The 12,161-nt window shown below is 56.4% G+C and carries 11 protein-coding genes; 3 read left to right on the top strand and 8 right to left on the bottom strand.

All coding sequences use genetic code 11. The features are described from left to right. Positions 1–6: 6 nt before the first annotated feature. From GHO32_RS21050 to gcl, 7 genes are all read right to left on the bottom strand, one after another. A complete protein-coding gene (locus GHO32_RS21050) occupies positions 7–1,944 on the bottom strand; it encodes a DNA topoisomerase III (RefSeq protein WP_153338303.1) in 1,938 nt (645 codons plus the stop codon). Positions 1,945–2,113: 169 nt separating this feature from the next. Continuing rightward, positions 2,114–3,115 carry a sulfate ABC transporter substrate-binding protein gene (locus tag GHO32_RS21045; RefSeq protein WP_048390364.1) on the bottom strand — a complete coding sequence of 334 codons (1,002 nt, stop codon included), beginning with the start codon at positions 3,113–3,115 and terminating at the stop codon, positions 2,114–2,116. A 93-nt stretch (positions 3,116–3,208) separates the two neighbouring features. Next, complete coding sequence (locus tag GHO32_RS21040; RefSeq protein ID WP_048390362.1) at positions 3,209–4,030, bottom strand: ion transporter; 822 nt, start codon at positions 4,028–4,030, stop codon at positions 3,209–3,211. 39 nt (positions 4,031–4,069) lie between these two features. After that, the gene (locus GHO32_RS21035) at positions 4,070–4,960 is read right to left on the bottom strand and encodes an urea transporter (RefSeq protein WP_153335607.1); all 891 of its coding nucleotides are present in this window, start codon (positions 4,958–4,960) and stop codon (positions 4,070–4,072) included. 172 nt (positions 4,961–5,132) lie between these two features. Beyond that, complete coding sequence (locus GHO32_RS21030; protein WP_153335608.1) at positions 5,133–6,023, bottom strand: 2-hydroxy-3-oxopropionate reductase; 891 nt, start codon at positions 6,021–6,023, stop codon at positions 5,133–5,135. A 35-nt stretch (positions 6,024–6,058) separates the two neighbouring features. Beyond that, positions 6,059–6,841 carry a hydroxypyruvate isomerase gene (gene hyi, locus GHO32_RS21025; protein ID WP_153335609.1) on the bottom strand — a complete coding sequence of 261 codons (783 nt, stop codon included), beginning with the start codon at positions 6,839–6,841 and terminating at the stop codon, positions 6,059–6,061. Between the two features lie 57 nt (positions 6,842–6,898). Then, positions 6,899–8,674 (bottom strand): glyoxylate carboligase, encoded by a 1,776-nt coding sequence (gene gcl, locus GHO32_RS21020; RefSeq protein ID WP_153335610.1) that lies wholly within the window; start codon positions 8,672–8,674, stop codon positions 6,899–6,901. Positions 8,675–8,939: 265 nt separating this feature from the next. On the opposite strand from gcl, the gene GHO32_RS21015 reads away from it, so the two are divergent. From GHO32_RS21015 to GHO32_RS21005, 3 genes are all read left to right on the top strand, one after another. Continuing rightward, positions 8,940–9,380: a heme-binding protein gene (locus tag GHO32_RS21015; RefSeq protein WP_153335611.1), complete on the top strand. Its 441-nt coding sequence runs from the start codon at positions 8,940–8,942 to the stop codon at positions 9,378–9,380. Positions 9,381–10,059: 679 nt separating this feature from the next. Beyond that, positions 10,060–10,893, top strand: a complete 834-nt coding sequence (locus GHO32_RS21010) for a lipid II-degrading bacteriocin (protein WP_153335612.1) — start codon at positions 10,060–10,062, stop codon at positions 10,891–10,893. A gap of 33 nt (positions 10,894–10,926) precedes the next feature. Continuing rightward, the gene (locus GHO32_RS21005) at positions 10,927–11,364 is read left to right on the top strand and encodes a hypothetical protein (RefSeq protein WP_153335613.1); all 438 of its coding nucleotides are present in this window, start codon (positions 10,927–10,929) and stop codon (positions 11,362–11,364) included. A 91-nt stretch (positions 11,365–11,455) separates the two neighbouring features. Here GHO32_RS21005 and GHO32_RS21000 read toward each other — a convergent pair whose 3' ends face one another. Continuing rightward, the gene (locus GHO32_RS21000) at positions 11,456–12,061 is read right to left on the bottom strand and encodes a TetR/AcrR family transcriptional regulator (protein WP_153335614.1); all 606 of its coding nucleotides are present in this window, start codon (positions 12,059–12,061) and stop codon (positions 11,456–11,458) included. Positions 12,062–12,161: the final 100 nt, after the last annotated feature.

The raw sequence follows: 12,161 nt of genomic DNA, 5'->3' as shown, positions 1-12,161 counted from the left end.
CCCTCGTCAGGCACTTTTAGCTTTTGTGACGCGCTTGGGTTTGGCCTTGCTGGCCGGGCTTTTGCGTTTTTTCTTCCAGGGCGGTGTGACGCCCGCCGGGCTGGCCGGGCCGCTGATGGTCATGCTCATACCGCTGCAGCGCTCGATGTGTTTGCTCATCCAGGCGGCCTGCTTGGCGACGAAGATCTCAAGGGGCATTTCGCCGCTTTGCACCATGTCCAGGGCCTGTTCCCAGATGGCGGTGGTGCCGGGGTCGGCGATGGCGCGGGGCACTGCGTCGATCAGGCTGAAGGCCGGGGGCGTGGCGGCCAGCGCCTTGCCGTTTTTGATCAGGTAGCCGCGGTCGAGCAAGCCTTGAATGATCCCGGCGCGGGTGGCTTCGGTGCCGATGCCGGTGGTGTCTTTGAGCTTTTGCTTGAGTCGCGGGTCCTGGACCAGTTTGGCGACGTTTTTCATTGCCTTGATCAGGTCACCTTCGGTAAACGGCTTGGGCGGTTGGGTCCACAGGTCTTTGAGGTTGACGTTGGCAACCGCGCAGTCGAGCCCTTCGCGCAAGACCGGCAAGGGTTGCGGGGCCGGGGCTTCGCGACCTTTGGCCGGGGCCAGTGCTTCGGGCAGGGCGCGCTTCCAGCCGGGTTCGACGATTTGCTTGCCGACTGCCCGCAAGTGCTGGCCCGCGCAGTCGAAATCAGCCTGGGTGCGGTCGTATTCATGGTTAGGCAGAAACTGCGCCAGGTATCGGGCACGAATCAAGGTGTACACAGCGCGGTGTTTGCCGCTCAGGCGTTCGAGGTTCTTCGCCGCTGCCGTGGGGATGATGCCGTGGTGGGCGCTGACCTTGGCGTCGTTCCAGGCCCGTGAACGGCGTTGCGGGTCGAGGTGCCCGGCCAGTGGCGCAAGGCTGGGGTCGGCCTGGCGCAGGGCGGCCAGTATGGAGGCCGCCTCGCTGTGCTGGCTGAGCGGCAGGTAGCCGCAATCGCTGCGCGGGTAAGTCACGACCTTGTAGGTTTCGTACAGCGCCTGGGCGACGTCGAGGGTTTCTTGCGCGCCGAGGCCGAGTTTTTTTGAACACACTTCTTGCAGGGTGCCGAGGTCGAAGGGCAACGGCGCGACTTCGCGCATGCGCTCGGTGTGCAATTTGCTGACCCGCGCGTGGCTGGCGTTGCTGATGGCGGCAGCTGCCTGTTGCGCGTGGACCTGGTTGAGGCAGCGGTCCTGATCGTCACAGGTGTCAGGGTCGGCCCGCCATTGCGCGGTGAACAGTTGCTCGTCGTGCTTGAGTTGCACGTCGATCGCCCAGTACGCCACCGGCACAAAGTCGCTGATGCTGCGATCACGGTCGACCACCAGACGCAGGGTCGGGGTTTGTACCCGACCGACCGGCAACACCCCCTGATAGCCGGACTTGCGCCCGAGCAGGGTGAACAGGCGGCTCATGTTCATGCCGATCAGCCAGTCGGCCCGCGAGCGGCCCAAGGCCGAGTGATAGAGATTAAAGGTTTCGGCGCCGGGCTTGAGTGCTGCCAGGGCTTTGCGAATGGAGGCGTCGTCCAGTGCGGATAACCACAGGCGCTGGATGGGCCCGCGATAGCGGCAATGCTCGACCAGTTCGCGGGCGATCATTTCACCTTCGCGGTCGGCGTCGGTGGCAATCACCAGTTCGCTGGCTTCACCCAGCAGGCGTTTGACGGCTTTGAACTGGCTGGCGGTTTTGGGCTTGACCCGCATCTTCCATTTGTCGGGGATGATCGGCAGGTCGGCCAGTACCCAGCGCTTGTAGCGCTCGTCGTAGGCGTCTGGCGGGGCGGTTTCGAGCAGGTGGCCAATGCACCAGGTGACGGTTGCAGTGGCGCCCACCCAGCAGCCATCACCGCGTCGGCTGGCGCCGAGCACGGCCGCAATATCTTTGGCCTGGGAAGGTTTTTCACACAGAAACAGCCGCATAGCTCCACTCATTCATGCATCGCAGAAGAGGTGCAGCATGGGCAGTCATTGGCTGGAGATCAAGCGTTTTTACTGTGTTTTTGTACAGGTGGTGAGGGCGGGCTTGCTTCGCGAGCTTTTAGAACGTCAAAAGATCGCGAGGCAAGCTCGCTCCTACGCGGGTGTGGGGTTATTGGCCGCTGTAAATCTGATCGAACACGCCGCCATCGCTGAAGTATTTTTTCTGCACTTCACGCCAGTCGCCGAAGGTTTTCTCAACCGACAGGAAGTCGACTTTCGGGAAGCGGTCGTTGTACTTGGCCAGGATCGCCTGGTCGCGTGGGCGCAGGTAGTTTTTGGCAGCAATTTCCTGGCCTTCTGGCGACCACAGGTACTTGAGGTATTCCTCGGCCACGGCGCGGGTGCCTTTTTTGTCGACGACTTTATCGACCACGGTTACTGGCGGCTCTGCTTCGGCAGAAACGCTTGGGTAGATCACTTCGAACTGGTCACGACCAAACTCGCGGGCAATCATTTCTGCTTCGTTTTCGAAAGTCACCAGCACGTCGCCGATCTGGTTGGTCATGAACGTGGTGGTGGCAGCACGGCCGCCGGTGTCCAGCACAGGCGCTTGCTTGAACAGTTTGCCGACAAACTCTTTGGCTTTTTCTTCATCGGCGCCGTGTTTTTGCGCATAGCCCCAGGCCGAGAGGAAGGTGTAGCGGCCGTTACCCGAAGTTTTCGGGTTGGGCACGATCACTTGTACGCCGTCCTTGAGCAGGTCAGGCCAGTCGTTCAGGCCTTTCGGGTTGCCTTTACGCACGATAAATACGGTGGCGGAGGTGAACGGTGCGCTGTTGTCCGGCAGGCGGGTGACCCAGTTTTCCGGGACCAGTTTGCCGTTGTCAGCGAGGGCGTTGATGTCGGTGGCCATGTTCATGGTGATCACGTCAGCCTGCAGGCCGTCGATCACTGCACGTGCTTGTTTGCTGGAACCGCCGAAGGACATCTGCACAGGCTGCTTTTCGTTCTTTTCTTTTTCCCAGTGCTTTTGGAACGCAGGGTTGTAGTCTTTGTAGAAGTCGCGCATCACGTCGTAAGACACGTTGAGTATCGGTTTGTTGTCGGCGTGGGCCAGGCTGCTGAGTGCAAGGCCTGCGACTAATAAGGAGGCGCTAAAGAGTTTTTTCACTGCGTATTCCTTGTTATAGGGAGCAAAAGAGGCAATATGCCAGCGACTATAGCGGGTGGCGCATAGTCCTTAAAAGATTAAAAAGCACTTTGTTTATACGTTTTTGACGAACAGCGCATTACCACACCGGGAACAAAAAGACGCCGAGGCCTCGTGCTGGGCTTTTTTGCAGGTGGTGCAGGTGTGCTCCAGTTGTTCGCCGCGCATGGCGTTGGCCAGTTCGGCGGTAAAAATACCGGTGGGCACGGCGATGATTGAGTAGCCGGTGATCATCACCATGGCCGAGATCACTTGCCCGGGTATGGTCTGCGGGACGATGTCGCCATAGCCGACGGTGGTCAGGGTCACGATGGCCCAATAGATGCTGACCGGAATGCTGGTAAAACCGTGATCCGGGCCTTCAACCACGTACATCAAGGTGCCGAACACGGTGACCAGGGTGGAAACCCCGACCAGGAACACGATGATTTTCTGCTTGCTGCCGCGCAAGGCCGAGAGCAGGTAGTTGGCCTGGCTCAAGTAGGGCAACAGTTTGAGGATCCGGAAGATCCGCAGCATGCGGATGACACGAATAATCAACAGGTACTGCGCGTCGCTGTAATAAATCGCCAGGATCCCCGGCACGATGGCGAGCAAGTCCACCAGCCCATAGAAGCTGAACGCGTAGCGCAATGGTTTGGGCGAGCAGTACAGGCGCAGGCCGTATTCGATGGCAAACACAAAGGTGAAGCCCCATTCGATATAGGCCAGCAGGTCGCCGTATTGCAGGTGAATGCTGTTGATGCTGTCGAGGATGACCACCACCAGGCTCGCCATGATGATCAGCAGCAGGGTGGTATCGAAACGGCGCCCGGCGGGGGTGTCAGACTGAAACACCATCACGTACAGGCGCTGACGCCAATCCTGATTATTCATGTAGATCGCTCGATACCCAAAACCCAGAAGATTCGGGTATTAACGTTCGATGCGCAACCTGCTTTGCGCTTCACTGTCGGCGGACTTGCGGCTTAACAGACGAACACCGCCACCGATAACCCAGCAACTGAGCACAAAGGGCGCGGTTAAAAGAGGCAGCCCCAGCGCACTGAAGCCTGGCGCCAGGGCCAAGGTCACGACGATGCCCAGCAACGGCTTGCAGATTCGCCCCCCTTGCTGGCTCAAGGCCAATGCTGCCAGCGCCGGGTTGTAGCCAGCCAGCCCGTTGAGTGCGGCGCCCGTGTCCTGTTGGTAGAGGCTCCATAGTAGCCCGGCGAGTGAGCCGGTCAGCGCCCACAGGGCCGCCCGCCAGTGGCTCAGGCACAAGCCGATGACAATCAGCAGCCCGGCGACCGGGTGATTTAGCAGCATGACTTGGCTGATCCCTTTGAACAGGGCTTGCAGCAGTGTCCAGGCGTTGAGGGCGTACGGTTCAACGCTGTACTCCGGTATTCCTTGCAGGGTGAGCAAGACCCAGCCGATGGCGACAAAGGGAGCGGTGTAAATCATCAGGCTATGGGGATGCGTGGCGCGTTTGAGCCATTGATGCACCACCATGCTGCTGAGCCCGGCGCTGGCGATGATCAGCAGTGGCAGCATGGCTGACCACGGCAATTGATGGCTCAGCAGCAGGCCCAGCAGCACACCGTTGTAGCTGTAGAGCCCGGCCTGACGTTCGGTTTTGGCGTAGCCGCGACGTTGTGCGGTCAGCAAACCTGCGACCGCACCGAGCAACGCCCCGCCGAGAAGCTCAGGTGCGCTGACGACAATGGCCAGCAGGCACAACACACCGCAGAGTGGGTGGCGTTGCAGGAAGATTTGGCTGAAACCATTGCACAGGGCCGTGGCCCAGTCGGGGCAATGAGTCATGGCGCAATCAACTTTTTTGAGGGTGAACGAATGCCCCGCAGGGACCACGGTATCGATACAGCCTTTGGGCTTTGCGACATCTGTGTAGTCGCTGACGAGGCACGAGGCTGCGAAGCGGACCGCTTCGCAGCCTCATTCTTCGTCAGCGACTACAACACGTTGCGTGCAGAGGTTATTTGTCGCGAATGGAGAAGTTGGCCATGTGTTCCAGGCCTTTGATCAGCGCCGAGTGGTCCCAGTTGCCTCCACCGAGAGCGGCGCAGGTGCTGAACACTTGCTGGGCGCTGGCGGTGTTGGGCAGGTTGATCCCCAGCTCACGGGCGCCAGCCAGCGCCAGGTTGAGGTCTTTCTGGTGCAGGCTGATGCGGAACCCCGGATCGAAGGTGCCTTTGATCATGCGCTCGCCGTGCACTTCGAGGATTTTCGAAGAGGCGAAGCCGCCCATCAAGGCTTCGCGAACCTTGGCCGGGTCTGCGCCGTTTTTGGCGGCAAAGACCAGGGCTTCGGCCACGGCCTGAATGTTCAGGGCGACGATGATCTGGTTGGCCACTTTGGCGGTTTGGCCATCGCCATTGCCGCCGACCAGGGTGATGTTTTTACCCATGTTTTGCAGCAGGGGCAGGGCGCGTTCGAAGGTTTTTTCGTCGCCGCCGACCATGATGCTCAGGGTGCCAGCCTTGGCACCGACTTCACCGCCAGACACCGGCGCGTCGAGGTATTGCGCGCCTTTGGCGTTGATTTTTTCGGCGAAGGCTTTGGTCGCTGTGGGCGAGATCGAACTCATGTCGATCACCACTTTGTTCGGGCTCAGGCCTGCGGCAATCCCGTTTTCACTGAACAGGACTTCGTCGACCTGCGGGGTGTCAGGCACCATGATGATGATGAATTCGGCTTCCTGCGCGACTTCTTTCGGGCTGGCCAGGGCGATGGCGCCAGCCGACAGCAGATCGCTAGGTGCTGCGCCGCGATGGGTCGACAAGAACAGGCTGTGCCCGGCCTTTTGCAGGTTGCTGGCCATAGGCGAACCCATGATCCCAGTGCCGATAAATCCGATTTTAGCCATGACAAATCCTCTTGTTTTTATTGGATAAACAATTCTTACATCGCGTTATGCGTCTTGAGCCACACCAGCCCGGCTTCGGTGCTGGTCAGCGGCTTGTACTCGCAACCGACCCAGCCCTGATAGCCGATGCTATCGAGGTGATCGAACAGGAAGCGGTAGTTGATCTCGCCGGTGCCCGGTTCATGGCGGCCGGGGTTGTCTGCCAGCTGGATGTGGTTGATGTGCGCCAGGTGCGTTTGCATGGTGCGCGCCAGGTCGCCTTCCATGATTTGCATGTGATAGATGTCGTATTGCAGGAACAGGTTGGCGCTGCCGACCTTGTCCTGAATCGCCAGTGCCTGCGCGGTGTTGTTGAGGTAGAAGTCTGGAATGTCGCGGGTATTGATTGCTTCCATCACCAGCTTGATGCCCACCGCTTGCAGTTTGTCAGCGGCGTACTTGAGGTTGCTGATGAAGGTTCTTTCGACGGTGGCGTCGTCTACGCCTTGTGGGCGAATCCCGGCCAGGCAGTTGATCTGCGTGTTGCCCAGTACTTTGGCGTAGGCGATGGCCTTGTCGACGCCTGCGTGGAATTCTTCGACCCGGTCAGGGTGGCAGGCAATCCCGCGCTCGCCCTTGGCCCAATCGCCGGCGGGCAGGTTGAACAGCACCTGGGTCAGTTTGTTGGCTTCCAGGTGATGTTTGATTTCTTCAGCGCTGTAGTCGTACGGAAACAGGTATTCAACGCCGTGGAAACCAGCGTTGGCAGCCGCTTGGAAACGGACAAGGAAATCCTGTTCGGTGAACAGCATGGACAGGTTGGCGGCAAAACGCGGCATGGTGAACTCCTGCTTTTTTGTTCCCTCTCCACGCAGGAGAGGGCTAGGGCTTAGGGGTTAATCGAGCATTGAGATGGCGGTCGGTGCATCGTTACCCACCAGCGCCAGATCTTCAAATTCATTGACGGCGTTGATTTCGGTGCCCATCGAGATGTTGGTCACGCGCTCCAGAATAATCTCCACGACCACCGGCACGCGGAATTCTTTGAGCATGTCTTGCGCCTTGCGCAGTGCAGGCTGGATTTGAGCCGGTTCGAATACCCGCAGCGCTTTGCAGCCCAGGCCTTCGACCACGGCGACGTGGTCGACGCCGTAGCCATTCAGTTCTGGGGCATTAAGGTTTTCGAAAGACAGCTGCACGCAGTAGTCCATTTCGAATCCACGCTGTGCCTGACGGATCAGGCCAAGGTAGGAGTTGTTCACCACCACGTGGATATACGGCAGGTTGAATTGCGCGCCCACGGCCAGTTCTTCGATCATGAACTGGAAGTCATAGTCACCCGACAGGGCTACAACGTTGCGGTTCGGGTCGGCCTTGACCACGCCTAGCGCTGCCGGAATAGTCCAGCCCAATGGCCCGGCCTGGCCGCAGTTGATCCAGTGGCGTGGCTTGTAAACGTGCAGGAACTGCGCACCCGCAATCTGCGACAAACCGATGGTGCTGACATAGCAGGTGTCTTTGCCGAACACCTGGTTCATCTCTTCGTACACGCGTTGCGGCTTGACCGGCACGGAGTCGAAGTGAGTCTTGCGGTGCAGGGTGGCTTTGCGTTGTTGGCAGTCTTGCAGCCAGGCGCTGCGGTTTTTCAGCTTGCCGGCGGCTTTCCATTCGCGGGCCACTTCGAGGAACACAGCGAGGGCTGCGCCTGCGTCGGAAACGATGCCCAGGTCCGGGGTGAAAACACGGCCGATTTGCGTCGGCTCAATGTCCACGTGGATGAATTTACGGCCTTCGGTGTACACCTCGACCGAGCCTGTGTGGCGGTTGGCCCAGCGGTTGCCGATGCCCAGCACGACGTCGGATTTGAGCAGGGTGGCGTTGCCGTAGCGGTGCGAGGTTTGTAGGCCGACCATACCGACCATCAGCGGGTGATCGTCGGCAATGCTGCCCCAGCCCATCAAGGTCGGGATCACCGGGATGCCGGTCAACTCGGCGAACTCCACCAGCAACGCGCTGGCGTCGGCGTTGATCACGCCACCGCCGCTGACCAGCAGCGGGCGTTCGGCCTGGTCGAGCATGGCCAAGGCTTTTTCGACCTGTACCCGGGTGGCCGAAGGCTTGGCCAGCGGCAGGGGTTCGTAGGCGTCGATGTCGAATTCGATTTCAGCCATTTGCACATCAAACGGCAGGTCAATCAGCACGGGGCCAGGGCGCCCGGAGCGCATTTCATAAAAGGCTTTCTGGAAGGCGTAAGGCACTTGGCCCGGCTCGAGCACGGTGGTTGCCCACTTGGTCACCGGCTTGACGATGCTGGTGATGTCCACGGCCTGGAAGTCTTCTTTATGCAGACGCGCCCGTGGTGCTTGGCCGGTGATGCACAGAATCGGGATCGAATCGGCAGAAGCGCTGTAAAGGCCGGTCACCATGTCAGTGCCCGCAGGGCCTGAGGTGCCGATGCACACGCCGATGTTGCCGGCCTTGGTCCGGGTGTAGCCCTCGGCCATGTGCGAGGCGCCTTCCACGTGACGAGCGAGGACGTGATCGATGCCGCCCACTTTTTGCAAGGCTGAATACAGCGGGTTGATGGCGGCGCCCGGAATACCAAAGGCGGTGTCAACGCCTTCGCGACGCATCACCAAAACTGCGGCTTCGATTGCTCTCATTTTGCTCATTTGATTGTGCCTCTTACGTTTTATAATTGTATACAAGTGGCTGGTTGCTGAGTTTATTCATGGTCCGGCCTGGAGGTCAATGGCTTTTGTTTAATCCATGGCAAGACGGTTAGGAGGCTCTATTTCAGGAGGTTTTAGGTTTTTTGGAATTTGTTATCTGAAAAACTGTATACAAATAAACGTATTTTTGTGTTCTATTGCTCTCATTGGTTCTGCCTGAAGCAGGCGGGGCAAGGCTTCCAATAACAAAATAAGGACGGCAACCATGAGTGCTTTAACCTTGAAAGTCGCTTTAACCCTGGCGGCTCAAGCCTTGAACGCGGGTCGCAGCATCAACGCATCCCCGCTGACGGTCGCGGTACTCGATTCGGGTGGGTATTTGCTGGCGTTGCAGCGTGAAGACGGCGCCAGCCTGTTGCGCCCCAACATTGCGATTGGCAAGGCCTGGGGGGCGATTGCCCTGGGCAAGGGATCACGTGCACTGGCGCTGGACGCGCAGCAGCGTCCGACGTTTTTCGCGGCGCTCAACGGCATGGGCCAGGGCGATATCGTGCCGGTGCCAGGTGGCGTCTTGATCCGCGATTCTCAGGGCAAGGTACTGGGGGCGATCGGTATCAGTGGCGATACCTCTGACATTGATGAGCAATGCGCCATCAGTGCGATAGAAGGGCAAGGGCTGCGCGCGGATGCGGGAGTGGTGGCTTAATCACGTTTGAGCGGGGTTGCTTGCGATGGAGATTAACCGGTCTCCCTTGGGTCGAGGGGGGATTCTTTCGCGAGCAAGCCTGCTCCTACGTTTTTATGTGCGATGAGTGTGGGAAAGAGTTGCGGATGGAGTCCTGGTAGGTCCCCGATAATCGACCTGATCCCAATCGATCCTTCATTGTTTACGAAGAGTCATCAACTTGAAAATGCATATAATCGAATTCTCTTGAACTTTTCGCTTTAAGTCTTTCTATGACTCGGTTTGTGCTGACACGAATATTTCTCACAGAGCACGTCACGATCATGAATATCTGCATGTGTCGCGTAATTTAGCATCCCCTGCAGAAAGCCTGCGTGAGGTCAGCGTAGTTTGACGTCAGATTCTTGGGTCTAAAGCCAGATCAGAAGTTTGCCAGACAAAATTGGTCTGCTTGGGAAAAATATAAGCTTAGTGTGTTGGTGCGAGTAATAAAGCTTTAGGAATCAAGAGTTTGTTTCATGTTTTTGTATTGTGTGATTTTTTTGATAGCTTTTTATTGTTGATCCGGTTTTTTTAAAATCAGAAGTTTCCTACGGCTTGGTAGGTTATCTCGCATTGCTAAGTATTGCTCGGGATGATTATCTGAATTTAATTTGCATTGTGCAAATGATTGATTGATTTTTCATCCCGGGAGGGTGTTATGAGTAACGGTATTACTTTGCCTGCATTGAATATTAGGGCTGTATCTTCGGCGTTTTCTTCATTTAATACGGGAGGGGCTCCGCCAATGCAGAGTCCTGCGGCTGTTTTGGTTGCTCTGCATCCACGTAGATTGCAACACTACGCGCAAGGTTATTGGAGGGAAATGATTATAATGCATATGGAGGAGGTGGTAAGGCAGACAGAGATTGGGTGGCGTTACGCTCCTACATGGGACTTGCAAGTAGATATGTTGAAAGTCTCACTTGCAGATAAATATATGAGTTCAAACCCTCATGCTTTAGCCGCGCAAGCAATATCTCAAGCATTGTCGGGGTGGGGGTACAGAAAGAAAATTTCAGATGCTCGTGAATTGTCTGGAGGTGTTCTTACGCCATTTGCTGCGTGGTCGCACTATATGACAGGAGGTGGTGCTGCAGTCACCACGAACCTGAATCGGCTAGGGTTGAAATTATCGAGCACAAAAATTCCAGCTCTAGAAAGCTTATTCGCCGCAGCAATAGTGGGTACTTCGCCAGTTTCGTTGCAGAGGGTTGTGTATAACACTGGATTGGATTCTCATATAACTTGGGCATGGCTAGGGCATATCACACTAAAAATTGAAGGTACTCTGCATAAAACGGGCGGTGGTCAAATAACGTTTGATGGTGTTGCGCGAGCATATCATGATACCTATGATTTTAATGCAAGTGCTCACCGCTCTGAGATTGGTGAGAAAGCCACTGCTGGAGGTCGACAGCTAGACAGGATTATAAAAGGAACACCTTATGAAATTATCATAGAAGGAGAACTTCCAATTAATATTCAAAGGTAATTGGTTGGCGTTATTTGTTATGTGGGGGTGGCTATGTCGGCGACTAATGGTTTTTCGTTGGATAAAACATTTGTAAGTTTTGTAATGTTGTTCTGTAGTGTCTCATTGATTCCTTGGTTGGCATTTTATTTTCATGGGCAGAGCGAAGAAGGTTCTGGAGATGGTCCTGTAGCGATATTTCTGTTGAGTGCTACGGCTACGGCAATTCTGCTCATTCTTCTGATCTACAGTCTGGCTGTATATTTGGTCAGGTTTATCCAAGTGATCCATTTTATTAAATGGGTCATTGTGGTCTTGTTGGCAGTTGTTGTTTTATTCTGTTTAAGTTGTACAGCTGTGTGGGCAAGTTTTCTTGAGAGGAGTTCCATTCTTTTTTTATGTGCCGCTTTAGGATATGTCGCCTTAGCGGTGCATTTGATGTGGCAGATAGCTTCGGTAATAAAAGTTAAACAGACCCTCCCCATGAAATGACTATGAAGAAGTTACGTATAAAATGGTAAAGACTCGTCCTAGGCATCGATGCTTAATTCAAAAGCATCGAACCCTTGAGCTTAGGTAGCCTTTAATCCGGCGCACAGCCTTTAAGCACCAGCCGAATAATAGTCTGCGTTGCAGCTTCGTAGTCGCTGTCGTCGAGCTTGGCCTTGCCGGTGATGGCGGAAATCTGCCAGTCGAAGTCGGCGTAGGTCTGGGTCGCTGCCCAGATGCTGAACATCAGGTGGTGCGGGTCGATCGGGGCGATCAGGCCGCGGTGGATCCAGGTCTGGATGCAGGCGATGTTGTGTTTGGCCTGGTCGTTAAGCAGTTCGACCTGTTTTTCACTGAGGTGCGGGGCGCCGTGCATGATTTCGCTGGCGAACACTTTCGAGGCAAACGGCAGTTCGCGGGAAATCATGATTTTGGAACGGATGTAGTTGCTTAACACCTCGTTCGGCTGGCCATCGGCGTTGAACGGCGTCGATACACGAAGGATCGGCTCGATGATGCTTTCGAGCACTTCGCGGTACAGGTTTTCCTTGGATTTGAAGTAGTAATAGACGTTGGGCTTGGGCACCCCCGCCTTGGCCGCGATGTCGCTGGTTTTGCTGGCGGCAAACCCTTTGTCGGCGAATTCCTCGCTGGCGGCTCGCAAAATCAGTTCTTTGTTGCGCTCGCGGATGCTACTCATAAACCCGGTATTTCCTTGCCTGTTTTGGCGGTCGGGCATGGTAGCACCGTGATTGCAAACGTCTCAAGACAGCTGCTTGCAGGTGGTCATGCGCCAGCCA

The organism is Pseudomonas sp. FSL R10-2189, assembly GCF_009600325.1.
Lineage (GTDB): Bacteria > Pseudomonadota > Gammaproteobacteria > Pseudomonadales > Pseudomonadaceae > Aquipseudomonas > Aquipseudomonas helleri.
Note: the sequence above shows the minus strand (reverse complement) of the source record. Positions and strands in the feature narration are given on the sequence as shown.

Excerpts from the sequence above, each read along its gene's own strand:
- GHO32_RS21050 (WP_153338303.1), bottom strand. The coding sequence starts at position 1,944 with ATGCGGCTGTTTCTGTGTGAAAAACCTTCCCAGGCCAAAGATATTGCG.
- GHO32_RS21040 (WP_048390362.1), bottom strand. The coding sequence starts at position 4,030 with ATGAATAATCAGGATTGGCGTCAGCGCCTGTACGTGATGGTGTTTCAG.
- GHO32_RS21035 (WP_153335607.1), bottom strand. The coding sequence starts at position 4,960 with ATGACTCATTGCCCCGACTGGGCCACGGCCCTGTGCAATGGTTTCAGC.
- GHO32_RS21030 (WP_153335608.1), bottom strand. The coding sequence starts at position 6,023 with ATGGCTAAAATCGGATTTATCGGCACTGGGATCATGGGTTCGCCTATG.
- hyi (WP_153335609.1), bottom strand. The coding sequence starts at position 6,841 with ATGCCGCGTTTTGCCGCCAACCTGTCCATGCTGTTCACCGAACAGGAT.
- gcl (WP_153335610.1), bottom strand. The coding sequence starts at position 8,674 with ATGAGCAAAATGAGAGCAATCGAAGCCGCAGTTTTGGTGATGCGTCGC.
- GHO32_RS21015 (WP_153335611.1), top strand. The coding sequence starts at position 8,940 with ATGAGTGCTTTAACCTTGAAAGTCGCTTTAACCCTGGCGGCTCAAGCC.
- GHO32_RS21010 (WP_153335612.1), top strand. The coding sequence starts at position 10,060 with ATGAGTAACGGTATTACTTTGCCTGCATTGAATATTAGGGCTGTATCT.
- GHO32_RS21005 (WP_153335613.1), top strand. The coding sequence starts at position 10,927 with ATGTCGGCGACTAATGGTTTTTCGTTGGATAAAACATTTGTAAGTTTT.
- GHO32_RS21000 (WP_153335614.1), bottom strand. The coding sequence starts at position 12,061 with ATGAGTAGCATCCGCGAGCGCAACAAAGAACTGATTTTGCGAGCCGCC.